We start from the raw sequence: 23,245 nt of genomic DNA, 5'->3' as shown, positions 1-23,245 counted from the left end.
ACCTAGCAATTGCTTGGTAGGTTATCGTACGGATGTGCACGAGAGCGAGAGCCAGGAAAATGCGGAGTTCGCAGCCACCGTCCGACAGTGGCTCGAAGACAACCTGACCGGCGAATTCGCCGAGCTCAGAGGCAAGGGCGGACCCGGAAGCGAACACGAGTTCTTCGAACAGCGACTCGCGTGGGACCGGCATCTGGCCGCTGCCGGATGGACCTGCATCGGCTGGCCCACCGAGTACGGCGGGCGCGGCGCGAGCATGGATCAGCGCGTGATCTTCCACGAGGAGTACGCGAAGGCGAACGCGCCCGCGCGCGTCAACCACCTCGGTGAGGAACTGCTCGGCCCCACCCTCATCGCGTTCGGAACAGAGGAGCAGAAGCAGCGCTTCCTGCCCGGGATCCGCAACGTCACCGAACTGTGGGCGCAGGGCTACTCGGAACCGGGAGCCGGCTCCGACCTCGCCAACGTCTCCACCACCGCCCGCCTCGAGGGCGACAAGTGGGTGATCAACGGTCAGAAGGTCTGGACGTCGCTCGCACACGTCGCACAATGGGCCTTCGTCGTCGCGCGGACGGAACCCGGTTCGACCCGCCATCACGGCCTGAGCTTCCTGCTCGTGCCCCTCGACCAGCCCGGCGTCACGGTGCGGCCCATTCAGCAGCTCACGGGCACCTCCGAGTTCAACGAGGTCTTCTTCGACGACGCCGTCACCGACGCCGACCTCGTCGTCGGTGCCCCCGGCGACGGGTGGAAGGTCGCGATGGGTCTGCTCACCTTCGAACGCGGCGTCTCCACCCTCGGGCAGCAGATCGGCTTCGCCCGCGAACTCGACGGCATCGTCTCCGTCGCCGAGAGCAACGGTGCGATCGACGATCCGCACCTCCGCGAACGCATCGCCCGCGCGCGGATCGAACTGCGGGTCATGCGTGCCCACGCCCTGCGCACCCTCGGCGACGCCGACCCGGGTCAGGCCTCGGTCGCGAAACTGCTGTGGGCGAACTGGCATCGCGACCTGGGGCAACTCGCCATGGACGTGCAGGGATCGTCATCGCTCGTCGGCCCCGAGCACGACCATGCCGGAAATCCCTCCGACATCACCGATCCCGAACATCTCGAGCTCGCGGAATGGCAGCGGCTGTTCCTGTTCACCCGCGCCGACACCATCTACGGCGGATCCAACGAGATCCAGCGCAACATCATCGCCGAGCGCGTGCTCGGCCTTCCCCGGGAGGCACGTCCGTGACCGCAACACCCCGTCCCGCATCCCCGCTCGCGACCCCGCCGGTCGAGACCCCCGGCCACGGACTGCTCCGCGACAAGAAGGTCGTGGTCACCGCCGCCGCCGGTACCGGCATCGGATTCGCCACCGCGCGTCGCGCGCTGCTCGAGGGCGCCGACGTGCTCGTCTCCGACTTCCACGAGCGCCGGCTCGGCGAGTCCGCGGAGAAGCTCGCGGCCGAGTTCCCCGAACAGCAGGTCGCGACGATCGTGTGCGACGTGTCGTCCACCGAACAGGTCGACGCCCTCATCACCGGCGCCGCCGACCGGCTAGGGCGCATCGACGTGCTCGTCAACAACGCTGGACTCGGTGGCGAGACGCCCGTCGTCGAGATGACCGACGAGGAATGGGATCGCGTCCTCGACATCACCCTCACCAGCACCTTCCGCGCGACCCGCGCGGCACTGCGCTACTTCCGCTCGGTCGACCACAACGGCGTGCTCGTCAACAACGCGTCGGTACTCGGCTGGCGCGCCCAGCACTCGCAGGCGCACTACGCGGCGGCGAAGGCCGGCGTCATGGCCCTGACCCGCTGCTCCGCGATCGAGGCCGCCGAATACGGCGTGCGCATCAACGCCGTCGCCCCGTCCATCGCCCGACACCCCTTCCTCGCGAAGGTCACCAGCGAGGAACTGCTCGACAACCTCGCCGCCGGTGAGGCCTACGGCCGCGCCGCCGAGGTCTGGGAGGTCGCGGCGACCATCGCGATGCTCGCGAGCGACTACACGACCTATCTGACCGGCGAGGTCGTGTCGGTCTCCTCCCAGCGCGCATGAACCCGCTCTCGGTCGGCTTGAAAGGATGTCCGTCATGACTCCCTCACGCGACGACACCTCCAGCAAGTCCGGACGCCGCGCGGAACTGCTCGACATCGCAGCCGACCTGTTCGCGTCGCGCGGTGTGCGGGCCACGACCGTGCGCGACATCGCCGACGCGGCGGGAATCCTCTCCGGCAGCCTCTACCACCACTTCGATTCCAAGGAGTCGATGGTGGACGAGATCCTGCGGGCCTTCCTCGACGACCTGTTCGACCGGTACCGCAAGATCGTCGCGTCGGGTCTGCCGTCCCGCAAAACCCTCGCGGCACTCGTCACCACCTCCTACGAGGCGATCGACCGGTCGCACGCCGCGGTGGCGATCTACCAGGGTGAGGCCAAGCATCTCGAGGGCGACCGCTTCGCCTACATCGGCGAACTCAACACCGAGTTCCGCGACCTGTGGGTGGGCGTGATCGAACGCGGCGTCGCGGACGGTTCGTTCCGGCCCGACGTCGACGTCGAACTGGTCTTCCGGTTCCTGCGCGACACCGTGTGGGTGGCCGTGCGCTGGTACCGGCCCGGAGGCTCCCTCAGTATCGATCAGGTTGCCCAGCAATACCTTTCCATCGTTCTCGACGGACTGTCGAACCAGAATTCTTCGTAAGGAGACATCATGACCGAGGCCTACATCGTCGACGCGGTGCGCACCCCCATCGGCAAGAAGAAGGGTGGGCTCGCGGACGTGCACCCGGCCGACCTGGGCGCGCACGTGATCAAGGCGCTCGTCGAGCGCACGGGCATCGACCCCGCCGACGTCGACGACGTGGTGTTCGGTTGCGTCGACGCCATCGGCGGCCAGGCCGGCAACATCGCCCGCACCGCGTGGCTGGCCGCCGGCTACCCGCAGCACGTGCCCGGCGTGACCGTCGACCGTCAGTGCGGGTCGAGCCAGCAGGCCCTGCACTTCGGTGCCCAGGCGATCCTCAGCGACACCGCGGATCTCATCGTCGCCGGTGGCGTGCAGAACATGACGCAGATCCCGATCTCCGCGGCCATGATCGTCGGGCAGCAGTACGGCTTCGACACCCCCTTCGGTGGGTCGAAGGGCTGGACGGAGCGCTACGGCAGCGACGAGGTGTCGCAGTTCAAGGGTGCCGAGATGATCGCCGAGAAGTGGGACCTCAGCCGCGAGGAACTCGAGAAGTGGGCGCTGCAGAGCCACGAGCGCGCCAAGGCCGCCATCGCCGAGGGACGCTTCGAGAACGAGATCGTCCCCTTCGGTGACGCCACCGTCGACGAAGGCCCGCGCGAGACCAGCCTCGAGAAGATGGCGTCGCTGCAGACCCTCGTCGAGGGCGGACGCCTGACCGCCGCCGTCGCCAGCCAGATCTCCGACGGCGCATCCGCGGTGCTGCTCGCCTCCGACGAGGCCGTGAAGAAGTACGGCCTGAAGCCCCGCGCGCGCATCCACCACCTCAGCGCCCGCGGCGACGACCCGATCTTCATGCTCACCGCCCCGATCCCCGCCACGCAGTACGCCCTCGAGAAGGCCGGCCTGACGATCGACGACATCGACCTCATCGAGATCAACGAGGCCTTCGCGCCCGTCGTCCTGGCGTGGATCAAGGAGATCGGCGCCGACCCGTCGAAGGTCAACGTCAACGGCGGCGCGATCGCCCTCGGCCACCCGCTCGGCGCGACCGGCACCAAGCTGATGGCGACACTGCTCAACGAGCTCGAGCGCACCGGTGGTCGCTACGGCCTGCTCACCATCTGCGAGGGTGGCGGGACCGCCAACGCGACCATCATCGAACGCGTCTGACCCACCCCCTTCACATCCGCGCGCCCGTTCGTCACCCGCTGCTGCGATCGCCGCAGCGGACGGACAGCGGGCGCGCGGAAGCGAACGTATGGTCCGGTCCGGAGGTGACGTCTACCCTCGAAGCATGTGCCGGAACATCACGGAGCTGCGGGGGCTCGAGCCGGCTGCGACCGCCGAGGAGATCGAAGCGGCCGCACGGCAGTACGTCCGTAAGGTCAGCGGGATCCACAAACTCTCCGACGCCACCCGGGAGCCGTTCGAACAGGCCGTCGCCGAAGTGACCGCGACGACGACGAGATTGCTCGCGGCCCTTCCCGAGCGGCGGCAACCACCGCCCTCGGTGCCGCCGCTACGTCGGCCCGAGGTGCAAGCCAGGATCGCCGCACGCGGCTGATCGATTCCGGTTCGTTCGTCGACGCGCGCGGGTAGCGTGACGCTGGTCGAGATTCGAGCACGTTCGAGGCCCGTCGCGACCTCCGCGGGTCTGCGGGCGAGCCTGGTGAGGAGCCGATATGGCTGTGGACCCGGCGCCGCCGACCAGCAGCGAGGTGGAATATCTCCGGACCGACCCCGATCTTCCACCGGTCGGTGTCGTCGACCGGACACCGATATCACCCACCGCGAGGATCGTCTTTCTCGTGCTCGCGATTCTGGGGGCGGTCGCCTGGTCGATCATCGCGCTGGTCCGCGGCGAGGAGATCAACGCGGTCTGGTTCGTCATCGCCGCCGTGTGCACCTATCTCGTCGCCTATCGCTTCTACGCGAAGTTCATCGAACGCAAGATCGTGCAGCCACGCGACGACCGTGCGACACCTGCCGAGGAACTCGAGAACGGCAAGGACTACATGCCGACGGACCGTCGGGTGTTGTTCGGCCACCACTTCGCCGCCATTGCCGGCGCGGGCCCGCTCGTCGGCCCGGTGCTCGCCGCCCAGATGGGTTATCTGCCCGGCACGATCTGGATCATCGTCGGCGTCGTCTTCGCCGGTGCGGTCCAGGACTTCCTCGTCCTGTGGATCTCCTCGCGCCGCCGCGGACGCAGCCTCGGCCAGATGGCCCGCGAGGAACTCGGGCCGATCGGCGGCGTCGCGGCGCTCATCGCGGTCTTCGCCATCATGATCATCCTGATCGCGGTGCTGGCATTGGTGGTCGTGAACGCGCTCGCCGACAGCCCGTGGGGCCTGTTCTCCATCGCGATGACCATTCCCATCGCACTGTTCATGGGCGTCTATCTGCGCTACCTGCGACCCGGCAGGGTCGCGGAGGTGTCGCTGATCGGCGCCGTTCTGCTGCTCGTCGCGATCATCGCGGGTGGCTGGGTCGCCGAGACCGACTGGGGAACGAACTGGTTCACCCTGTCCCCGGTGACGATTTCGTGGCTGATGATCGCCTACGGATTCGCGGCGTCGGTGCTGCCGGTGTGGTTGCTGCTCGCCCCGCGCGACTATCTGTCGACCTTCATGAAGGTCGGCACGATCGTCCTGCTCGCGATCGGGATCCTCGTCGCACGACCGAACCTGGAGATGCCCGACATCACGTCGTTCGCGATCGACGGCGATGGTCCGGCCTTCGCGGGGTCGCTGTTCCCGTTCCTGTTCATCACCATCGCATGTGGCGCACTGTCTGGATTCCACGCGCTCATCTCCTCGGGCACCACCCCGAAACTGCTCGAGAAGGAGAAACAGATCCGGCTGATCGGCTACGGCGGCATGCTCACCGAGTCGTTCGTCGCGATCATGGCGCTGGTCACCGCCTGCATCATCGACCAGCACCTGTACTTCACGCTCAACGCTCCGGCCGCCCTCACCGGCGGCACCCCGGAGACCGCCGCCGCCTACGTCAACGGTCTCGGGCTGGGGTCGCCCGACATCACCCCCGAACAGATCTCGGCGGCAGCCGAATCCGTCGGGGAGGAGTCGATCATCTCCCGTACCGGTGGTGCCCCGACGCTCGCGTTCGGCATGTCCCAGGTGCTCAGCGACCTGTTCGGCGGCGACAGCCTCAAATCGTTCTGGTACCACTTCGCGATCATGTTCGAGGCGCTGTTCATCCTCACCACCGTCGACGCGGGAACGCGTGTCGCGCGGTTCATGCTTTCGGACTCGCTCGGCAACTTCGGCGGTCCCGCTCGTCGCTTCAAGGATCCGTCCTGGCGTCCCGGCGCCTGGTTGTGCTCCGCGGTCGTCGTCGGCCTGTGGGGTGCGATCCTGCTGATGGGCGTCACCGACCCGCTGGGCGGCATCAACACGCTCTTCCCACTGTTCGGCATCGCCAACCAGTTGCTCGCCGCGATCGCCCTGACCGTCGTGCTCACCGTCGTCGTGAAGAAGGGACTGGTGAAGTGGGCGTGGATCCCCGGCGTGCCGTTGGTGTGGGATCTGATCGTGACCATGACGGCGTCGTGGCAGAAGATCTTCTCCGGCGACCGCGCGGTGGGGTACTGGGCCCAGCACCGAGCTTTCGTCGACGCGAAGAACTCCGGCGCAACCACATTCGGTTCGGCGAAGACTGCCGACGAGATCGATGCCGTCATCCGCAACACATTCATCCAGGGCACGTTGTCGATCGTGTTCGCAGTGCTCGTGCTCATCGTGGTCGCCGCAGGAGTAGTGGTGTGTACCAGATCGGTCCGGGCCGGGGGTATGCCCACCACCGAAACACCCGACGTGCCGTCGAAGATATTCGCGCCCGCGGGCTTCGTGCCGACCCCGGCCGAGAGGGAACTGCAGAAGGAGTGGGACGAACTGATCGCATCGGGCAAGGTCCGCGCCCCGGGCGCCGCACACACCCATGCCTCGCGGCATCGCGACGGGGACGGAGGTGGGTCGTGATCACAGCACTGCGTCGGGCGTGGTGGTGGATCGGTGCCGTCATGGGCGACCACGACTACGCGAGGTACGTCGAACTGCACCGCCGGCAGCATCCGGATCGACCACCGCTGAGCGAACGCGACTACTGGCGTGAGCGGCACGCTGCAGCGGATGCGAACCCGGGAAGCCGATGCTGTTGAGCGGGGAGGTCGGGCATGACGCCGTACGAATCGATCCGCGTCGAGACGCGCGATCGGGTAACGACTGTGATCATGGCCCGTCCCGAGCGCCGGAACGCGGTCGACGGTCCGATGGCCGCCGAACCGGCCGACGCGCCTCGTGCTCTCCAAACCGGTGATCGCGGCGGTGGAAGGCTACGCGGTTGCCGGTGGACTCGAACTGTCACAGTCTTCCCACAGACCTGCATGCGCAACGACCGCCGCTCGGTCTACGAACAGTTCGTATTCGCCCTCGGTATGGAGTCCGTTGGAAGCGACACGGTCGGAGGGGCAGCGCGGTTCGCGTCCGGGGAGGGCAGGCACGGTTCGTTCTCCTGGCCCGATCCTCGACACCGATCACGCGATCAGGCCCCGCTCGCGCGCCGCGACCACTGCGGCGGTGCGATTGTCCACCTCCAATTTGGTGAATGCGTGCACCAGATGGGATTTCACGGTTGCCTCGCTGACGAAGAGCTGTTTGGCGATCGCGCGATTGGACAACCCTTCGGCGACCAGCGACAGCACTTCGATTTCGCGGGCGCTGAGGTCGGTGCGGGGCTGCTGCATGCGGCGGTAAAGGCGCTGGGCCACGTCCGGGTCCAGGACGGTCTCCCCACGGGCCGCCGCGAACACCGATTCGATCAGCACTTTCGGGTCGGTGTCCTTGAGGAGGTAGCCCGCCGCACCGGCTTCGACCGCGCGCAGAATGTCCGCGTCCGTGTCGTAGGTGGTGAGTACGACGACCCTCGGCGGATCGGCCGCAGTCAGGATCCGGGCGGTCGCCTGCGCCCCGTCGATCCCCGATCCCAGACGCAGATCCATCAGCACCACATCGGGTTTCTCGGCCGACGCCGAAGCCACGGCTTCCTCACCCGAGGATGCTTCGGCGACCACCATGATGTCATCGTGCGACGCCAGCAACGCGCGTAGTCCCGCCCGTACCACCGGGTGATCGTCGACGAGCAGTACACGTACCGCACTCATGCGACCCGCCCGATCGGAAGGGTTGCGGCGACCGCGGTTCCGTCTCCGGGTGCCGATTCCACGACGAGTGTGCCACCCAGTTCGGCCAGTCGTTCCCGCATCGACCGTAAGCCGAATCCACCGTCCTGACGTTGATCGAAGCCGATACCGTCGTCGACGATATCGAGCCGTACTTCGTCGGATGCGTAGCTCAATGTCACCCGTACCCGACGCGCCCGCGAATGCAACCGCACGTTGGCGAGAGCACTCTGGGCGACGCGGAGCAAGGCGACGTCGAAGTCCGTCACCAGCGGGATCGGATCGCTGTCGGTGAGTAGGTCACCGGTGATCCCGGTCTGCTGCTCGAGTTGGTCGAGCAGGCGCCGCAACGCGGATTCGAGCGGTGCGGACTCGAGCGCAACCGGCGCGAGCGCGTCGACCACCCGGCGGGCCTCGATCAGATTCTGCTGCGCGGTGTCCGCGATCTGCGCGAAGACCGCCGCAGAATTGTCGGGAGCGCGCTGCCCGGCTCGGGAGAGCAGCAGAATGGACGAAAATCCCTGCGCCAGAGTGTCGTGAATGTCACGCGCGAGGCGGGAACGTTCGGTCAGTGCGCCCGCTTCCCGTTGCAGCGCGACCAATTCGTCCTGCGCCCCGAGCAACTCTCGGTGCGCCTCGGTGAGTTCGTCCACCAACTGCTGTCGCTGCGCGGACTGCCGCACCAACTGTTGGTAGACGACGGCCATTCCGGCGGCAGCTGCCGCCCCGAACACTGGTCCGAGAATCGAGGCAACCGTGTTCGTGGTGCCGTGCCACAGCGTCGCTGCGATCGCTATCGCGGTCAGCATGATCGTCACCGTCAACGCGACCGGAGTGGAGAACAGGGGAAAGCACAGGAAGAACAGGGCGAACGCCAGCCAGACGAAGTTGACATCCGCCACCACGAGAGCCAACCAGCCCAGCCCGAGCGCAGCGAACCAGATCTGCCCCGACCGGCGCTGTACCGGCTCCCCGTTCTCGAAGCCCTCACGCTGCGCGAACGAGATCCCGAAGAGATACCACCCGGCTACCACGACAGCGAGCGCGACGATCGGAACGGGATGAGCACTGTCGGTAACCGTGCGCACGACACCCACCGCGAGGAGCAGGAAGAACAGCAGATGGGCGCCGAATTGCATGGCGCGTAGCACCGGCACGGCCCCGCCCGAGTCAGACCCATCGGAATTCCGCATCTCGCCCACTCTAATACCGCACTATGCCGTCGACCGCACCGATCGACGATCTCCAACTTTCGATGGATCAGCGAACCCAACCAATGCGCGATGCCGGGAATGTTGCCTTGCACGACACTGAGATGCATGTTCCTCGCTTTCCGTGATCTCCGGTTCGCCAAAGGTCGCTTCACGCTGATGACCTCGGCCCTGTTCTTCATTTCGCTGATGGTGGTCACGCTGTCGGGGCTGACCTCCGGACTGGGTAATCGGTCTATCGCTGCGATCGAGAACATCGGCGCCGACCACTTCGCATTCGGTGCTCCCCCCGATGGCCGCTCGGTCTCGTTCGCCGAGTCGACCGTGACGACGCGGCAGTATGCGGAACTTGCGGAGGCCGACGGTGTCGATGCTGCGTCGATCATCGGGGTGGCACCCGCTCGGATCAGCGTCGACGGTCGAGAAGTTGCCGCTTCTGCGTTCGGCGTCGACGGGCATTCTTTCGCCGCTCCGGTCGTGCTCGGTGCCGGCTCGGTAGCCGTGGACGCCGACCTCGCCAATGACAACGGATGGACGAACGGAACCCGGATTTTGATGAGCGGAAAGGTATTCACCATCACCGCTCTGGTCGACGACTCGTTCTACAGTCATCAGCCCGTGGTCTGGATGGACCACGACGCATGGATGTCACTGCCGTCGGCCGGTGGCAGTGACGGCACCGTCGTTGCATTGCGGACCTCCGCAGGGTTCGACGCCGATTCTGTCGGTGAGGCGACCGGGACGGCCGTCACCGACGGCCGCGGTGCGCTGAACGCGATCGGGTCGTACACCTCCGAGCGTGGATCGCTGCTGTTGATGCAGACGATGCTGATGATCGTCAGCGCCTTGGTCGTCGGGGCCTTCTTCACGGTATGGACCATCCAGCGCGGCCAGGACCTCGCTGTGCTCAAGGCTGTCGGTGCCTCCACCCGCTATCTGCTCCAGGACGCACTCGGGCAGAGCTCGATCGTGCTGGTACTCGGATCCGGACTTGGAACCCTGGCCGCAGCCGGTCTCGGAACGGCAGCCTCGCAGTCGGTTCCGTTCTCGCTCACGATGTCCACCACCGTGGTTCCGTTCCTCGCCCTCGTTGCGACGGGCATGATCGGCGCGGCTGCTTCCCTGGTCCGTATCGCCAAGGTCGACCCGCTCGCTGCCCTTGCAGCCGCTCGATGAGTCATCTACCGAGAACGAAGGACTTCGACATGAGTATCTGCTTACGCAACATCGTCCTCAGCTATCCCGACGGTGACGGGCATCGACGCGTCCTCGACGACGTGGATCTCGAGGTCCGACGCGGCGAATTCGTGGCTGTGACCGGTCCGTCCGGGTCCGGCAAATCGAGCCTGCTCGCTGTCGCCGGCCTTCTCATCACCCCCGATTCGGGTCGTGTCGTTATCGACGGCAGCGACATGACGGGACTGGACCGTGACGAGCGCACGACCGTGCGACGCGAGAAGCTCGGATTCGTGTTCCAGCAGTCGAACCTGCTGCCCTCGTTGACCGCAGTCGAACAACTGCAGATGATGTCCCATCTCGCGGGCGACTCGGTCCGCGAGAGTCGTGCCCGTGCCACGGACCTGTTGTGTTCATTGGGTCTCGACGGGCACCTGGACCGGCGTCCGCACCAACTGTCGGGAGGGCAACGGCAACGGGTTGCGATCGCGCGAGGACTGATGAACGACCCCTCGGTGTTGCTCGTCGACGAGCCCACCTCGGCCCTCGACGAGAACCGCAGCCGCGAGGTCGTGGCCCTGCTCGCCGATCTGAGCCGGGATCGGGATGTGGCGATCGTGATGGTCACTCACGACCTGAGCCGGCTGACTCTCGTCGACCGCGCCTGTGCCGTGCGCAACGGGACACTGATACCCCTGCCTGGCTCCGTGCCGAGCGCAATTCACTGAAACAGCGGCGAACTGTTGTCACGCGGTATCGGGAATCTTCCTGACCGGGCCATGGCTTGGGCTTCGGCGGAGTGGGGTCGATTTTCCGGACCGCGGGAGGCATCGTGAACGACCCAGCGCCTGTGTCCGGCGACGCGCGGCGGAGTCTGCGCACGTCGGAACCGATCGAGACCGGTGTTGTTGTCGATTTCTCGCGGAAACTCGACAACAACACCGGTCTCGATCTGCTGGGAATCGGAATCAGGCGGCGGGACGCCCCTGATCGCGCAGGGCGGAGAGGGCGTCGATGCGCTCGACTGCCTCGGCGACGATGCGGTCGATCAGTTCCTGGCAGCTCGGCAGGTCGTCGAGCATGCCGACGACCTGGCCCGAGGCGAGCACACCGGCTTCGGTGTTGCCTTCCACGAGACCGGCCTTGAGGAGCATGGGGGTGTTGGCGGCCATGATGATCTGCTGCCAGGTGCGGTCGCTCGCCTTCTTCATGGCGAGGCCGTCCTTGACGATGGTCGACCACTTCATGCCCGTCATCGACTTGAACTTCGTCGCGTTCCGCGCGGCCGCGAGCAGTCCCTTCGCGTAGGTGGACTTCTCGAGGCTGTTCACCAGGTCGGTGTTCAGGACCCGGTGCGGCATGCCGTCGACCTTGAGTGACACCGTGGTGTCCTGCAGTCCCCGCGAAAGGTACTGCTGCTTCACCGAATCGGGAACAGCACTGTCGCTCGTGAGCAGGAACCGAGTGCCCATCGCGATGCCGGCCGCGCCGTAGGACAGCGCGGCGGCGAGCCCACGACCGTCGAAGAAGCCACCGGCGGCGACGACGGGGATGTCGACGGCGTCGAGGACGCTCGGCAGCAGCAGGGTTGTCGCGACGGGACCGGTGTGGCCACCGCCCTCGCCGCCCTGCACGATCACCGCGTCGGCGCCCCACGAGGCGACCTTCACGGCGTGCTTGGCAGCACCGATCGACGGCACGACGACGATGCCGTGATCCTTGAGCTTGGCGATCAGCTCCTTCTTCGGTGCGAGGGCGAACGACGCGACCTTGACCTTCTCGCGGATCAGCAGGTCGATGCGCTCACCGGCGTCCGAGGCGTCGGCGCGGATGTTGACGCCGAACGGCTTGCCGGTCAGCGACTTGGTCTTCGCGACCGCCGCTTCGAGTTCGGCGTAGGTCATCGTCGCCGAGGCGAGGATGCCGAGACCACCGGCGTTCGACGTCGCGGCGGTCAGGCGGGGACCGGAGACCCATCCCATGCCCGTCTGAACGATCGGGTGCTCGATCCCCACCAGGTCGGTCAGGGCGGTGCGCAGGACGGTCACAGCGAGACCTCGCGGTCGCGCAGACCCTTGGGGTCGATCACCTCGCGGATCAGACGCAGTTCCTCGAAGGTCGGCTCGCGGGTCACGCCCGCCTCGTCCAGGCCGGCGACCTCGAAGGAGGTGTTCTCCGCGACGGTGGACGCCTCGACACCCGGGTGCAACGAGAGCGCCCGGAAGGTGTGGTCGGGACCGCCGAAGTCGAAGACACCGAGGTTGGTGACGACCCGCGCGATGTCCAGGAAGCGGTACGCCGGGTTCTCGGGATCGACCTTGTCGTATCCGACACCCGAGACGATATCGACCGTGTCGACGAAGACGCGCGAGGAGTGCTTGCCGACCCAGTAGCTGGTCGCGTGGTTGATCGTGTTGCCGGGAGCGCCGCGCACACCGAACATCTGGCGTGTCGGCTGCTGGAGTGGACCGAAGGCCGACAGGTTCTGGTTGCCGTACCGGTCGATCTGGTTGGCGCCCATCACCACGTGGCGGCGGCCCGAGGCGACGACGTCGAACACCTTGCGGAAGGGCATCCAGCCTTCGATCGGTGCCTTCGCGCCGAGGGCCGGGACGTCGGCGAGGATGAGTGCTTCACCGTCGGTGATCAGCAGGTCGGGCTCGGTGGTGAGCTTGGCCAGGCGTGCACCGATCTGCGGCAGTGTCGCCATCGGGCTCGCCATGATCTCGCCGGCACCCGAGAAGATGTCGGCGCATGCGATCGCGCAGTACTCGGCGCGGGTCACGGTCTCGGTGGTGGTCATGCCTGCTCCTGTGCGAACTTCTGGACTGCGGCCTGGTAGTCGTCCTCGCTGCCCGTGAGGAAGCGGTCGACGAATGCCTGCCATGCCTCGGGGTCCTTGGCGGACTCGGCGTAGTGGCGCTGAAACTTCTCGTCGCGGCCGTAGCTGTCGCCCGCGAGGGTGAAGTGCGCCCCGTTCGGTGCTTCGACGATTCCGTCGACCATCATGCGGTTGAGCAGGAGCTGCTGCAGCGGAACCTCTTTCACGAGCTGCTCGGTCTCGACGATCTTCTCGACGGAGACGTAGCGACGTTCGGCGGCCATGCAGTAGAGGTCGTCGAAGTAGGGGTCCACGCCCTGGTAACCGGAGTTGCCGTGCTTGTCGCCGATGTTGAGGTGCACGAACGACGCGTCGAGGTTCAGCGCCGGCATGGCGATGAGGGTCTCGGTGCCGTCCGGTCCGGGATACGGCGAGGTGACGGTCTTCAGTTCACCCTCCCAGAAGTCGACCACGGCCGAACCCAGGCCCGCGCGGAGGGGCAGGAACGGCAGGCGCGCGGCGGCGGCTTCCAGGCCGCACTTGATCATGCCCTCGTCCATCTCACGGGCGATGATCTCGCCGCCCGTGCGGGCCTTGGAGAACCACGGGTCGTAGAACGGTGCCGAGTCGAGCGAGACGAATCCGTAGTACGCCTTCTTCACCTTGCCCGCCGAACACAGCAGGCCCAGATCGGGACCGCCGTAGGTGACGACGGTCAGATCCTTCACGTCCGAACGGAGGATGGCCCGCACGAGGGCCATGGGCTTGCGGCGCGATCCCCAGCCGCCGAGGCCGATGGTCATTCCGCTGCGCAGCTCGCCGACCACGTCGTCGAGCGACATTCTCTTGTCACGCATGGTGTTCCGAACTCCTGGTGGTGTGAGGCGTCAGCTGTTGCTGCGCGGCTTTCCTGTTGCGACGAACTCGTCGCGGTGCTCGTCGGCGATGCCGGCGAGATTCAACTCGAAGGTGAAGCCCTGCTCGAGGCGGTAGCTCGTCTTCACGTCGACGGGGTCGATGCGGTTGATGGCTTCCTTCGCACGGCGGATGACGCGGGTGTCCTTCGCGGCGATCATCTCGGCGACCTCGCGTGCGGCGGCGTCGAGTTCGCTGCGCGGCACGACCTTGTACACCGAGCCGAAGTGCTCGAGCTGCTGCGCGGTGACGTTCTGCGCCGTGTAGTAGAGGGTGCGCATCATGTGCTGGGGGACGAGGCGCGCGAGATGCGTTGCGGCGCCCAGTGCACCGCGGTCGACCTCGGGCAGGCCGAAGACGGCGTCGTCGGAGGCGACGATGACGTCCGCGTTGCCGACGAGGCCGATGCCGCCTCCGACGCAGAAGCCGTTGACGGCGACGATGACCGGTACCTCGCAGTCGTAGACGGCGGCGAATGCCGCGGCACACCCGTGGTTGGCGGCGATCAGGGCGTCGAACCCTTCGGTGGCCTGCATTTCCTTGATGTCCACACCCGCGTTGAAGCCTCTGCCCTCGGCGCGCAGGATCACCGCGTGGGTGTCGAGACTGCGCCCGGCCGTGGTCACGGCCTCGGCCAGGTCGAACCAGGCCTGTGAGGGGAGAGCGTTCACGGGCGGGAAGTCGACGGTGACCGTGGTGATACCGGCGCTGTCGGAGGTCGAGGTGATGCCCATGGCATGTTCCTAACGTCTGTACCGAACCAAGCGATTGCTTGGTAACTTAGCACAGGATAGCCGCCGGACCCAGAGGGTCGAAGGGCCGTAGGGTCGAAGTACGACCGATCATCGAGGAGAGAAGATGCCCGAAGCAGTAATCGTGTCCGCAGTACGGTCGCCGATCGGGCGAGCACGCAAGGGCTCGCTCGCGTCGATCCGCCCGGACGACCTGGCGACCCAGATGGTCGCTGCAGCGCTCGCGAAGGTCCCCGATCTCGATCCCACCGAGATCGACGACCTCATGCTCGGCTGCGGCCAGCCCGCCGGACAGTCCGGCTTCAACATCGCTCGCGTGGTCGCGGTGCAACTCGGCTACGACTTCCTTCCCGGCGTGACCGTCAACCGGTACTGCTCGTCGTCGCTGCAGACCACCCGCATGGCGCTGCACGCCATCAAGGCCGGCGAGGGCGACGTGTTCGTCTCCGCCGGCGTCGAATCGGTGTCGAGCTTCGTGACCGGCAACGCCGACGGTCTGCCCGACACCAAGAACCCGCTGTTCGACGACGCCCAGGCGCGTACCGCCAAGCTCGCTGAAGGCGGAGTGCCGTGGACCGACCCGCGCACCGAGGGTCTGCTCCCCGACGTCTACGTCGCGATGGGACAGACCGCCGAGAACGTCGCGTCCCACACCGGCATCTCGCGCGAGGACCAGGACCGCTGGGGCGTGCGCTCGCACAACCGCGCCGAGGAAGCCATCAAGAGCGGCTTCTTCGAGCGGGAGATCACTCCGGTGACCCTCGCCGACGGCACGGTCGTCAGCACCGACGACGGTCCGCGTCCGGGCACCAACTACGAGGCCGTCAGTCAGCTCAAGCCGGTCTTCCGCCCGGACGGCACGGTGACCGCCGGCAACGCGTGCCCGCTCAACGACGGTGCGGCCGCTCTGGTGATCATGTCCGACACGAAGGCGAAGGAACTCGGACTGACCCCGCTCGCGCGCATCGTCTCCACCGGTGTCTCGGGCTTGTCGCCGGAGATCATGGGTCTCGGACCGATCGACGCGACCCGCAAGGCTCTCGCCAACGCGAACATGGGCATCGACGACATCGACCTGTTCGAGATCAACGAGGCGTTCGCCGTGCAGGTGCTCGGTTCGGCGCGTGAGCTGAAGATCGACGAGGACAAGCTCAACGTCTCGGGCGGTGCGATCGCGCTCGGTCACCCCTTCGGGATGACCGGTGCCCGCATCACCGCGACACTCATCAACAACCTGCAGACCCACGACAAGCAGTTCGGCGTCGAGACGATGTGCGTCGGTGGGGGTCAGGGCATGGCGATGGTGCTCGAACGCCTCAGCTGAGCTCAGTCCTCCGAGTCGGTCGGGGGGTCGTCGGTCTGCCGCTTGCGCTCGTCCTGGCGCCGGCGGCGCGCGACCTCCCGGTTCGCGAGGACGGCCGCGAGCACGACCGGCCAGACGTACTTCGCCTTGTCTGCGACGGCCTTCACCCACTCGGGCACGGTGAAGTCGAACAGGGAGAATTCCGGCAGGGAGATGGTCGGCCACGGAATGTCGGGCCACGGAATGTCCGGCCAGGGAATGTTGATATCCCAGTCGGGCCAATCGATTTCGGGGATCGGGATCTGTGCGAGCAGCCAGAGCACGATCAGCGGCACGGCGACCCCGGCTACGGCGACCGCCGTGCGCTGGGCGGCGTATTTCCGGGGGTGCGCCCGGATCCATTCCTCGCGAACAGCCGCCTTGGATCCAGGCTCGGGGTCGAGGTCGACCCCGCCGATGCCGGTGAGGGCGGCTGCTGCCGCACCGAGTTCGGTGTCGCCGTCCCACCAGGTGACTCGTCGGGCCGGTCCGATGAAGGTGGGGAGCCTGACGGCGATCGCGCCGCGTTCGTGCCCGTCGAGGACGACCTTGTCGTCGGAGGTCTTCTTCGTGGCGATCTCCTCGCCGTCGATCGTCCAGGTGATCCTGCGGCCCAGCCCGGCATCGTGGATTTCCACGGCGTGCTCGGCGCTCTCCCAGGTGAGCAGCCAGCGCTCCGGAGTCTTCGGCATACAGTAATAATAGAGCGGACACTCCATCAATGGCATCCAGGGAGCCGAGGACATGGCACGTACGGTCGATCCGGTCCGGCACGAGGCGCGCCGCCTCGGGATCATCGACGCAGCTCTGACCTGCTTCGCCCGACACGGCTACGACGGCACGACCACGGCCGCGATCTGCCGCGAGGCCCGCATCGGGTCCGGAACCTTCTTCCACTACTTCCCCACGAAACTGTCGCTGATGGTGGCCGTTCTCGAACTGGGCACAGCCGAAAGCGTGGCGTGGTTCGAGGCGCAGAGCGGGCGAACCGACGCCACCCGTGTACTCGACGAATACGCCGTTCGGGCAGCAGAGGATGCGTCGGATCCCCGTACGGCCGGCTTCGTCCGAGCGGTCGGGGCTGTGATGACCCGGCCGGAGATCGCGGCTGCTCTCGACCGCGACGCCCGCGCGCTGCGCGACGGATTGCTTCCCTGGGTGCGGCTCGCGCAGCAGGCCGGAGAGATCCGGACCGACCTGCCCGCGGATCGGCTCGTCACCTGGCTACAGGCTTTGCTCGACGGCTACCTCGGCGTCGTCGCCGCCGAGACGTCCTTCGACCCCGTTCTCGAACAGGAAACGCTCCGCGACGCCCTGCAGCGCCTGCTCCGGCCGTAGATGTGCAGATCCGTCGTCACCAGTGGCCGTGGGTGTCGCGCCAGCCCTTGCGGATGATCTTCCCGGTGGCGTTGCGCGGCAACAGATTGCACGTCAGCGTCCATTGCGTCGGAACCTTGAAGTAGGCGAGACGCTCGGATGCGAAGGTCGTCAATTCCTCGACGGTGACCGTGGAGCCTTCGACGAGCACGACCACCGCAGCCACCTCCTGGCCCCATTCCGGGTGGGGCGCGCCGGTCACCATGCATTCGCGGACCGCCGGGTGCAGGGCCAGGACGCGCTCGACCTCCGACGGGTAGACGTTCTCGCCGTTCTGGTGGATGAGGTCGGCGCGCCGGCCCACCAGACGCAGACGGCCGTTCTCGACCACGCCGAAATCACCTGTGCGCAACCAGCGGTCGGGAGTGATCGCCTCGGCGGTCGCCGCCTCGTCGTCCCAGTAGCCGAGCATGACGAAGGGGCTGCGCACACACACCTCGCCCACGCGGCCGTCGGGCAGCCAGGCGCCGCTCTGATCCCGGATCTCGAGGCTCACCGTGATGATCGGCGCGCCCACCGTGCCGGGGAACTCCTCGAGTTCGGCGGCGGAGGCCACAGCGATCGACGTGCTGCACTCGGTGATGGTGTAACTGTCGACCATGGCGTGCTTGCCGAACGGAAGTCCTTCGCGCAGAAGTTGTTTGAATTCCGGCGTCGAAGGTTCCGAGGACAGGGTGAACCGGCTCAGCGAGGTGAGGTCGTATCTGTCGAGATCCTCGTCCTCGAGCATCCGCGCCGCCATCGACGGCACGGCCATCCAGTGGGTGACCTGTTCCGCCTCGATGAGTTCGAGCACGGGACGCACGCCGTACCAGCCCTGGTTCATCACCACGGTGCTGCCGGTGGCCAGGCGCGGCACGATCGTGTTGTGCAGGCTCGTGATGTGGAACAGTGAGGACGTCAGCAGATAGCGGGAGTCCGATGGTGCGGACCGGTCGTATGTGCCGCCGGTCCAGATCGTCGCGATCGCGTCGAGGTACCGGTGGTAGTCGACCACTGCCAGCAGATTCCGCTGCGAGTGCAACGCACCCTTCGGATCCCCGCTCGTGCCCGAGGTGTACAGGAGGACGGCCGGATCGTCCTCGGCGACTCTCGGGGGCGGCGGCTGCGCGCCGTCGAATTCGGCGATGAGGCGCGGTAGATCCTCCTCGATCGACAGCACCACCGTCTGCGCACGGTCGATGCCGGCCACGGCCGCAGCACGCGGACCGTCGACGAAGAGCACCCGGGGTCGCGAATGACGGATACCGAATTCGAGTTCCGGTTGCACCCACCACGCGTTCAGGCCCACCGAGATCGCACCGAGGGCCTGCGTCGCCCAGAAGGCGGTGACCCACTCGGGCCGGTTCGCCGACAGGATCGCGACCCGGTCGCCCACGCCCACCCCGTACCGCACGTGGAGCGCCGCGGCGAGGGCGTACGACATGCGCGCGTTCCGGGCGAAGGTGATCCGCTGATCGGTCGTGACCAGATACTCGCGGTCGCCCCAGGCGAGGGACTGCGAGAGCAGATCCGCCACGGCGACGTCGCGTCTGCGCATGACGGGTATCTCGGTGCCCAGGACGTCCTGCACGACGATCTCGAACTCGCCACCCGGACCGGTGAGTCGCGATACCAGCTGATCGAGGAAATGGGAGGGATCGGAGGGGATGGTCATCGCCTGTATCCCACCGGTGCCCCTGCACGCTTCACGGACGTCCCCTCCTCCATCGAGTGCGTACCGCCAGAATCTCACGACGGGTCACCCCGACTTCGAATGTACCGGTGAGTGGGACGGGCGGTGACGGTCACCATCGCTCTCCCTAGCCTGTGACCTGGGCGTCTGTGGAAAAGCGAGGTCCCGTCTCCGTCGGGTCGCCGCCCGGCGCCCCTGTGAGAAAGGACCGAAGACGAATGACCGCAACGACGCCGACGCCCGCGCAGTGGCGAGGCCACGACCTGGGTGCCCGCACGATCCGCTACGACGAGCGGGACGCGATCCTGTACGCGCTCGCGGTGGGCGCCGGCGCGGCGGACCTCGATCTCGTGTTCGAGGACCGGCTGCGGGTGTTGCCGACGTTCGCCCTGACGCTGGCCCAGTGGGCACCGGATGCGCTCGGTGCGCTCGGTGCCTTCGACACGGCCACCGCGCTCCACGGTTCCCAGAGCCTCGAGGTGCTCGCACCGTTGCCACGCTCCGGGGAGATCGCGATGTCGGCGCGCGTCGGTGAGGTCTGGGACAAGGGCCGGGCAGCGGTGTTCGAGGTCGTCGTCGAGAGCGAGTTCTTCATCGCGACGTGGTCGTTGTTCGCACCGGGAGCGGGAGGTTTCGGCGGCGAGCGCGGACCGTCGGCGCCGTCCGCACCGGAGGGGGATGCCGACGTGGTCGGCACGCTCGCCACACGCGCCGACCAGGCGGCGCTTTACCGGCTGACCGGCGACCGGCACCACATCCACATCGATCCCGAGGCTGCGGCGCGCATCGGACAACCCCGCCCCATCCTGCACGGCCTGTGCACGCTGGCGGCCGCGACCCTGCCTCTGGCCGACATGCTCGGAGGGCACCCCGCCGACCTGAAGACGCTGTTCGGGCGCTTCGCGGCCCCCGTCTTCCCCGGCGATGCGGCACAGGTCCGCGCCTGGGGTGACGCAGCGGATGTTCGGTTCGACGTCGTCACGGAGACCGGCGCCGTCCTGTCCGGCGGTCGCGCCGTTTTCGCTTGATCGCCACAACCGTCTGGAGGAAAGACTTGGACACGTTCGCAGATATAGTGCGCGCTCGTCACGGTGACCCGAAGGTGGGGTTGCGTTTCGAGGACCAGCAGTGGACCTGGGGCGAGGTGGTTCAGGAAAGCACCGATCGTGCCGCCGCGATCGTCGCGACCGTGCCCGCTCCCGCAGATCGGCAGCGCCACATCGGGGTGCTGCTCGAGAACGTCCCGGACTTCGTCTTCTGGATCGGCGCCGGCGCCCTGGCCGGAGCAGCCGTCGTGGGCATCAACGCCAGCCGCAGCGGCCCCGAGATCGCCCGCGACATCGCGCACGCGGACATCGACCTCGTCGTCACCGAATCCCGCCTCGCCCATCTGCTCGAGGACACCGGCCACGGACTGCCGACCGACCGCATCCTCGACATCGACGACGATCGCTACGCGGAGTTCCTCGCGCCGTTCCGCGGTGCGGATCTGCCGGAGACGATCCCGTCCACCGACGACATCGCATTGTTGCTGTTCAGTTCCGGTTCCACCGGCGCTCCGAAGGCCGTGATCGTCGGCCAGGGCCGGCTCGCGCGCCTCCTCGGTCCACTCACCGAACGTGTTGGCATGCGCGAGGATTCGATCGCCTATCTGTGCATGCCGCTCTTCCACGGAAACGCACTCATGCTCAACCTCGGCACGGCCATGCGGGCCGGCGCGACCGTCTGCATGATCCGGAGGTTCTCCGCGAGCCGGTTCTCCGACGACATCCACAACTACGGCGCCACTTTCGTCAACTACGTGGGCCGGGCCCTGTCGTACATCCTCAGCCGGCCGGAAGACCCCCGCGACCGCGCGAGCACCCTCGAACTCGCGTTCGGCACCGAGGCATCCGAAGCCGACGTGGCCCGCTTTTCCGAACGCTTCGGCTGCACGGTCGTCGAAGGCTACGGGATGAGCGAAGGCGTCTTCCGCATCAACCGCACCCCCGACACCCCGACCGGATCGCTCGGGGTCGCCGTCGGAGGCGTCGATGTCCGCATCCTCGACGAGGACACCGGGCAGGAGTGCCCCCGCGCCCGTTTCGACGAGACCGGTCGCCTCCTCAACAGTGACGCCGTCGGACAGATCGTCGCGTGCGGTGCCGCCCACACCTTCGAGGGCTACTACAAGAATCCCGAGGCGATGGCCGATCGGGTCAAGGGCGACGACTTCTGGTCGGGGGATCTCGGGTACCGCGACGAGAACGGCTTCTTCTACTTCGCCGGAAGATCCTCCGACTGGCTTCGCGTCGACAGCGAGAACTTCTCCGCCACTCCCGTCGAGCGCATCATCCTGCGGGTGCCGGGCATCCTGTCCGCCCCGGTCTTCGCCGTGCCCGATCCCACGACCGGGGATCAGGTCATGTGCGCCGTCGAACTCGAGCCCGGCGCGGAGTTCGACCCGGCGGTGTTCGGGGCGACCCTCGCCGAGCAGCCCGACATGGGAGACAAGTGGTGGCCGCGATTCGTGCGCGTCACCGCGCAGATCCCGCTGACGGGCAGCAACAAGGTGAACAAAGCCCCGCTGCGGGCGGTCGCGTGGAACACCCCAGACACGGTCTACGTGCGTGTCCGACGGACCTCCGAGTACGTCCTGCTCGACGACGCGGAACGCGCGCGCATCGAGCGGGAGTTCGTGGCCAACGGCCGGGCGGCCCTGTTGCCGACCACCGAACCTGCGCCGGTCGCATGATCGCGGTCCGGCCCGGTCTCACGACATCAGAAGGTCTCGACCAGTGAGATGGCCTCATCAGGGGTGATACCGATCACCTAGCGTTTCGGTCGTATCGCGACGGAATGCTCCAGCGGACTCCGCCGCCTGACCTCCTCAACGCTTCCCTCCCGAAAGGACGGACGACCGTGAGCATCGGCACTTCCGAACAATCCGAGATCCGCGAGATCGTCGCCGGGTCGGCTCCCGCCCGCTTCGCCCGGGGCTGGCACTGCCTCGGCCTGTCGAAGGACTTCAAGGACGGCAAGCCGCACTCGATCGAGGCATTCGGGACCAAGCTCGTGGTGTGGGCCGACAGCAACGACGAGATCAAGATCCTCGACGCGTACTGCCGGCACATGGGTGGGGATCTCAGCCAAGGCACGGTCAAGGGCGACGAGATCGCGTGTCCGTTCCACGACTGGCGCTGGGGCGGCAACGGGCGCTGCAAGAACATCCCGTATGCGCGGCGTGTTCCTCCGATCGCCAAGACCCGCGCGTGGCACACTCTCGACCAGGACGGCATGCTCTTCGTGTGGCACGACCCCCAGGGGAACCCGCCGCCCGCGGACGTGACCATCCCGCACATCGAGGGCGCCACGAGCGACGAGTGGACCGACTGGGTCTGGTACACCACCGAGGTCGATACGAACTGCCGCGAGATCATCGACAACATCGTCGACATGGCGCACTTCTTCTACGTGCACTACTCCTTCCCGGTCTACTTCAAGAACGTCTTCGAAGGCCACGTGGCCAGCCAGTTCATGCGGGGTCAGGCTCGTATGGACGCTCGTCCGCACGCGGACGGACAGCCGAAGATGCTCGGAAGCCGCTCCGACGCGAGCTACTTCGGACCGTCCTTCATGATCGACGATCTCGTCTACCAGTACGAGGGTTACGACGTCGAGTCGGTCCTCATCAACTGCCACTACCCGGTGTCCCAGCACAAGTTCGTCCTGATGTACGGCATGATCGTCAAGAAGTCCGACCGCCTCGAGGGGGAGAAGGCGCTGCAGACCGCCCAGCAGTTCGGGAACTTCATCGCGAAGGGCTTCGAGCAGGACATCGAAATCTGGCGCAACAAGACCCGCATCGACAACCCGCTCCTGTGCGAGGAGGACGGCCCCGTCTACCAGCTGCGGCGCTGGTACGAGCAGTTCTATGTCGATGTCGAGGACGTTGCGCAGGAGATGACCGACCGCTTCGAGTTCGAGATGGACACCACTCGCCCGGTGGCCGCGTGGATGAAGGAGGTCGAGGAGAACATCGCCCGCAAGGCAGCCCTCGACGAGCAGGCAGGCGCGCAGCAGTCCACCACGACGGGCTAGGAGCCAA

At 66.9% G+C, this 23,245-nt stretch carries 22 protein-coding genes and 1 pseudogene; 15 read left to right on the top strand and 8 right to left on the bottom strand.

The genetic code is table 11. The features are described 5' to 3' along the window. Positions 1–34: 34 nt before the first annotated feature. From A5767_RS02350 to A5767_RS23610, 8 genes and pseudogenes are all read left to right on the top strand, one after another. The gene (locus A5767_RS02350; RefSeq protein WP_064851563.1) at positions 35–1,243 is read left to right on the top strand and encodes an acyl-CoA dehydrogenase family protein; all 1,209 of its coding nucleotides are present in this window, start codon (positions 35–37) and stop codon (positions 1,241–1,243) included. Continuing rightward, on the top strand, positions 1,240–2,055 hold the full coding sequence (locus A5767_RS02345; RefSeq protein ID WP_006550429.1) for an SDR family oxidoreductase: 816 nt from the start codon (positions 1,240–1,242) through the stop codon (positions 2,053–2,055). Before A5767_RS02350 ends, A5767_RS02345 begins: the two co-directional genes overlap by 4 nt. Positions 2,056–2,089: 34 nt before the next feature. Continuing rightward, positions 2,090–2,701 carry a TetR/AcrR family transcriptional regulator gene (locus A5767_RS02340; protein ID WP_006550428.1) on the top strand — a complete coding sequence of 204 codons (612 nt, stop codon included), beginning with the start codon at positions 2,090–2,092 and terminating at the stop codon, positions 2,699–2,701. A gap of 9 nt (positions 2,702–2,710) precedes the next feature. Next, the gene (locus A5767_RS02335) at positions 2,711–3,859 is read left to right on the top strand and encodes an acetyl-CoA C-acetyltransferase (protein WP_033096893.1); all 1,149 of its coding nucleotides are present in this window, start codon (positions 2,711–2,713) and stop codon (positions 3,857–3,859) included. Positions 3,860–3,983: 124 nt separating this feature from the next. Beyond that, complete coding sequence (locus A5767_RS02330) at positions 3,984–4,253, top strand: DUF2277 domain-containing protein (protein WP_006550426.1); 270 nt, start codon at positions 3,984–3,986, stop codon at positions 4,251–4,253. A 118-nt stretch (positions 4,254–4,371) separates the two neighbouring features. Beyond that, positions 4,372–6,690, top strand: a complete 2,319-nt coding sequence (locus A5767_RS02325) for a carbon starvation CstA family protein (RefSeq protein ID WP_064851562.1) — start codon at positions 4,372–4,374, stop codon at positions 6,688–6,690. Further along, positions 6,687–6,869, top strand: coding sequence for a YbdD/YjiX family protein (locus A5767_RS02320; RefSeq protein WP_019290138.1), 183 nt, complete (start codon positions 6,687–6,689; stop codon positions 6,867–6,869). The genes A5767_RS02325 and A5767_RS02320 overlap by 4 nt, the downstream gene beginning before the upstream one ends. A 15-nt stretch (positions 6,870–6,884) precedes the next feature. Beyond that, positions 6,885–7,074, top strand: a pseudogene (locus tag A5767_RS23610) (crotonase/enoyl-CoA hydratase family protein); the annotation flags it as partial. 170 nt (positions 7,075–7,244) lie between these two features. Here the strand turns inward: A5767_RS23610 and A5767_RS02315 are convergent. Both A5767_RS02315 and A5767_RS02310 read right to left on the bottom strand, forming a co-directional pair. After that, positions 7,245–7,871 (bottom strand): response regulator, encoded by a 627-nt coding sequence (locus tag A5767_RS02315; protein WP_064851561.1) that lies wholly within the window; start codon positions 7,869–7,871, stop codon positions 7,245–7,247. After that, on the bottom strand, positions 7,868–9,082 hold the full coding sequence (locus A5767_RS02310) for a sensor histidine kinase (RefSeq protein ID WP_064851598.1): 1,215 nt from the start codon (positions 9,080–9,082) through the stop codon (positions 7,868–7,870). The genes A5767_RS02315 and A5767_RS02310 overlap by 4 nt, the downstream gene beginning before the upstream one ends. A 126-nt stretch (positions 9,083–9,208) precedes the next feature. Here A5767_RS02310 and A5767_RS02305 point away from each other — a divergent pair, with 126 nt between their 5' ends. Both A5767_RS02305 and A5767_RS02300 read left to right on the top strand, forming a co-directional pair. Continuing rightward, positions 9,209–10,276, top strand: coding sequence for an ABC transporter permease (locus tag A5767_RS02305; protein ID WP_064851560.1), 1,068 nt, complete (start codon positions 9,209–9,211; stop codon positions 10,274–10,276). A gap of 29 nt (positions 10,277–10,305) precedes the next feature. Next, entirely contained in the window at positions 10,306–11,004 is a 699-nt protein-coding gene (locus A5767_RS02300) for an ABC transporter ATP-binding protein (RefSeq protein WP_064851559.1), read from the top strand. Between the two features lie 240 nt (positions 11,005–11,244). Here the strand turns inward: A5767_RS02300 and A5767_RS02295 are convergent, their stop codons facing one another. From A5767_RS02295 to echA20, 4 genes are read right to left on the bottom strand one after another with little or no spacing between them, the layout of a single operon-like run. After that, positions 11,245–12,324 (bottom strand): NAD(P)H-dependent flavin oxidoreductase, encoded by a 1,080-nt coding sequence (locus A5767_RS02295; protein ID WP_006550419.1) that lies wholly within the window; start codon positions 12,322–12,324, stop codon positions 11,245–11,247. After that, positions 12,321–13,079 carry a cholesterol ring-cleaving hydrolase subunit IpdB gene (gene ipdB, locus A5767_RS02290; protein WP_024102905.1) on the bottom strand — a complete coding sequence of 253 codons (759 nt, stop codon included), beginning with the start codon at positions 13,077–13,079 and terminating at the stop codon, positions 12,321–12,323. Before ipdB ends, A5767_RS02295 begins: the two co-directional genes overlap by 4 nt. After that, a complete protein-coding gene (locus tag A5767_RS02285; RefSeq protein ID WP_197483186.1) occupies positions 13,076–13,954 on the bottom strand; it encodes a CoA transferase subunit A in 879 nt (292 codons plus the stop codon). Before A5767_RS02285 ends, ipdB begins: the two co-directional genes overlap by 4 nt. A gap of 30 nt (positions 13,955–13,984) precedes the next feature. Further along, complete coding sequence (echA20, locus tag A5767_RS02280) at positions 13,985–14,746, bottom strand: (7aS)-7a-methyl-1,5-dioxo-2,3,5,6,7,7a-hexahydro-1H-indene-carboxyl-CoA hydrolase (protein ID WP_024102907.1); 762 nt, start codon at positions 14,744–14,746, stop codon at positions 13,985–13,987. Positions 14,747–14,870: 124 nt separating this feature from the next. Here echA20 and A5767_RS02275 point away from each other — a divergent pair, with 124 nt between their 5' ends. Then, positions 14,871–16,088: an acetyl-CoA C-acetyltransferase gene (locus A5767_RS02275; RefSeq protein ID WP_006550414.1), complete on the top strand. Its 1,218-nt coding sequence runs from the start codon at positions 14,871–14,873 to the stop codon at positions 16,086–16,088. Between the two features lie 2 nt (positions 16,089–16,090). On the opposite strand, the gene A5767_RS02270 is transcribed toward A5767_RS02275, so the two are convergent. Further along, positions 16,091–16,798, bottom strand: a complete 708-nt coding sequence (locus A5767_RS02270; protein ID WP_064851558.1) for a hypothetical protein — start codon at positions 16,796–16,798, stop codon at positions 16,091–16,093. Between the two features lie 52 nt (positions 16,799–16,850). On the opposite strand from A5767_RS02270, the gene A5767_RS02265 reads away from it, so the two are divergent. After that, complete coding sequence (locus tag A5767_RS02265; protein WP_024102909.1) at positions 16,851–17,444, top strand: TetR/AcrR family transcriptional regulator; 594 nt, start codon at positions 16,851–16,853, stop codon at positions 17,442–17,444. A gap of 16 nt (positions 17,445–17,460) precedes the next feature. On the opposite strand, the gene A5767_RS02260 is transcribed toward A5767_RS02265, so the two are convergent. Further along, positions 17,461–19,140: a class I adenylate-forming enzyme family protein gene (locus tag A5767_RS02260; RefSeq protein WP_019290131.1), complete on the bottom strand. Its 1,680-nt coding sequence runs from the start codon at positions 19,138–19,140 to the stop codon at positions 17,461–17,463. A 236-nt stretch (positions 19,141–19,376) separates the two neighbouring features. On the opposite strand from A5767_RS02260, the gene A5767_RS02255 reads away from it, so the two are divergent. From A5767_RS02255 to A5767_RS02245, 3 genes are all read left to right on the top strand, one after another. Further along, positions 19,377–20,186, top strand: a complete 810-nt coding sequence (locus A5767_RS02255) for a MaoC/PaaZ C-terminal domain-containing protein (protein ID WP_024102911.1) — start codon at positions 19,377–19,379, stop codon at positions 20,184–20,186. A 74-nt stretch (positions 20,187–20,260) separates the two neighbouring features. Further along, the gene (locus A5767_RS02250) at positions 20,261–21,892 is read left to right on the top strand and encodes an AMP-binding protein (protein WP_231913099.1); all 1,632 of its coding nucleotides are present in this window, start codon (positions 20,261–20,263) and stop codon (positions 21,890–21,892) included. A 167-nt stretch (positions 21,893–22,059) separates the two neighbouring features. Continuing rightward, the gene (locus A5767_RS02245; RefSeq protein ID WP_064851556.1) at positions 22,060–23,238 is read left to right on the top strand and encodes a Rieske 2Fe-2S domain-containing protein; all 1,179 of its coding nucleotides are present in this window, start codon (positions 22,060–22,062) and stop codon (positions 23,236–23,238) included. The last annotated feature ends 7 nt before the right edge of the window (positions 23,239–23,245 follow it).

The organism is Rhodococcus sp. 852002-51564_SCH6189132-a (assembly GCF_001665495.1).
In the GTDB taxonomy this organism is placed as follows: domain Bacteria; phylum Actinomycetota; class Actinomycetes; order Mycobacteriales; family Mycobacteriaceae; genus Rhodococcus; species Rhodococcus pyridinivorans.
This window is presented reverse-complemented; position numbering and strand designations above follow the sequence as displayed.

Bases quoted from the DNA above. Each gene is read 5' to 3' on its own strand.
- A5767_RS02340 (WP_006550428.1), top strand. From the start codon at position 2,090: ATGACTCCCTCACGCGACGACACCTCCAGCAAGTCCGGACGCCGCGCG.
- A5767_RS02335 (WP_033096893.1), top strand. From the start codon at position 2,711: ATGACCGAGGCCTACATCGTCGACGCGGTGCGCACCCCCATCGGCAAG.
- A5767_RS02330 (WP_006550426.1), top strand. From the start codon at position 3,984: ATGTGCCGGAACATCACGGAGCTGCGGGGGCTCGAGCCGGCTGCGACC.
- A5767_RS02325 (WP_064851562.1), top strand. From the start codon at position 4,372: ATGGCTGTGGACCCGGCGCCGCCGACCAGCAGCGAGGTGGAATATCTC.
- A5767_RS02315 (WP_064851561.1), bottom strand. From the start codon at position 7,871: ATGAGTGCGGTACGTGTACTGCTCGTCGACGATCACCCGGTGGTACGG.
- A5767_RS02310 (WP_064851598.1), bottom strand. From the start codon at position 9,082: ATGCGGAATTCCGATGGGTCTGACTCGGGCGGGGCCGTGCCGGTGCTA.
- A5767_RS02305 (WP_064851560.1), top strand. From the start codon at position 9,209: ATGTTCCTCGCTTTCCGTGATCTCCGGTTCGCCAAAGGTCGCTTCACG.
- A5767_RS02300 (WP_064851559.1), top strand. From the start codon at position 10,306: ATGAGTATCTGCTTACGCAACATCGTCCTCAGCTATCCCGACGGTGAC.
- ipdB (WP_024102905.1), bottom strand. From the start codon at position 13,079: ATGACCACCACCGAGACCGTGACCCGCGCCGAGTACTGCGCGATCGCA.
- A5767_RS02285 (WP_197483186.1), bottom strand. From the start codon at position 13,954: ATGCGTGACAAGAGAATGTCGCTCGACGACGTGGTCGGCGAGCTGCGC.
- echA20 (WP_024102907.1), bottom strand. From the start codon at position 14,746: ATGGGCATCACCTCGACCTCCGACAGCGCCGGTATCACCACGGTCACC.
- A5767_RS02275 (WP_006550414.1), top strand. From the start codon at position 14,871: ATGCCCGAAGCAGTAATCGTGTCCGCAGTACGGTCGCCGATCGGGCGA.
- A5767_RS02270 (WP_064851558.1), bottom strand. From the start codon at position 16,798: ATGCCGAAGACTCCGGAGCGCTGGCTGCTCACCTGGGAGAGCGCCGAG.
- A5767_RS02265 (WP_024102909.1), top strand. From the start codon at position 16,851: ATGGCACGTACGGTCGATCCGGTCCGGCACGAGGCGCGCCGCCTCGGG.
- A5767_RS02260 (WP_019290131.1), bottom strand. From the start codon at position 19,140: ATGACCATCCCCTCCGATCCCTCCCATTTCCTCGATCAGCTGGTATCG.
- A5767_RS02255 (WP_024102911.1), top strand. From the start codon at position 19,377: ATGACCGCAACGACGCCGACGCCCGCGCAGTGGCGAGGCCACGACCTG.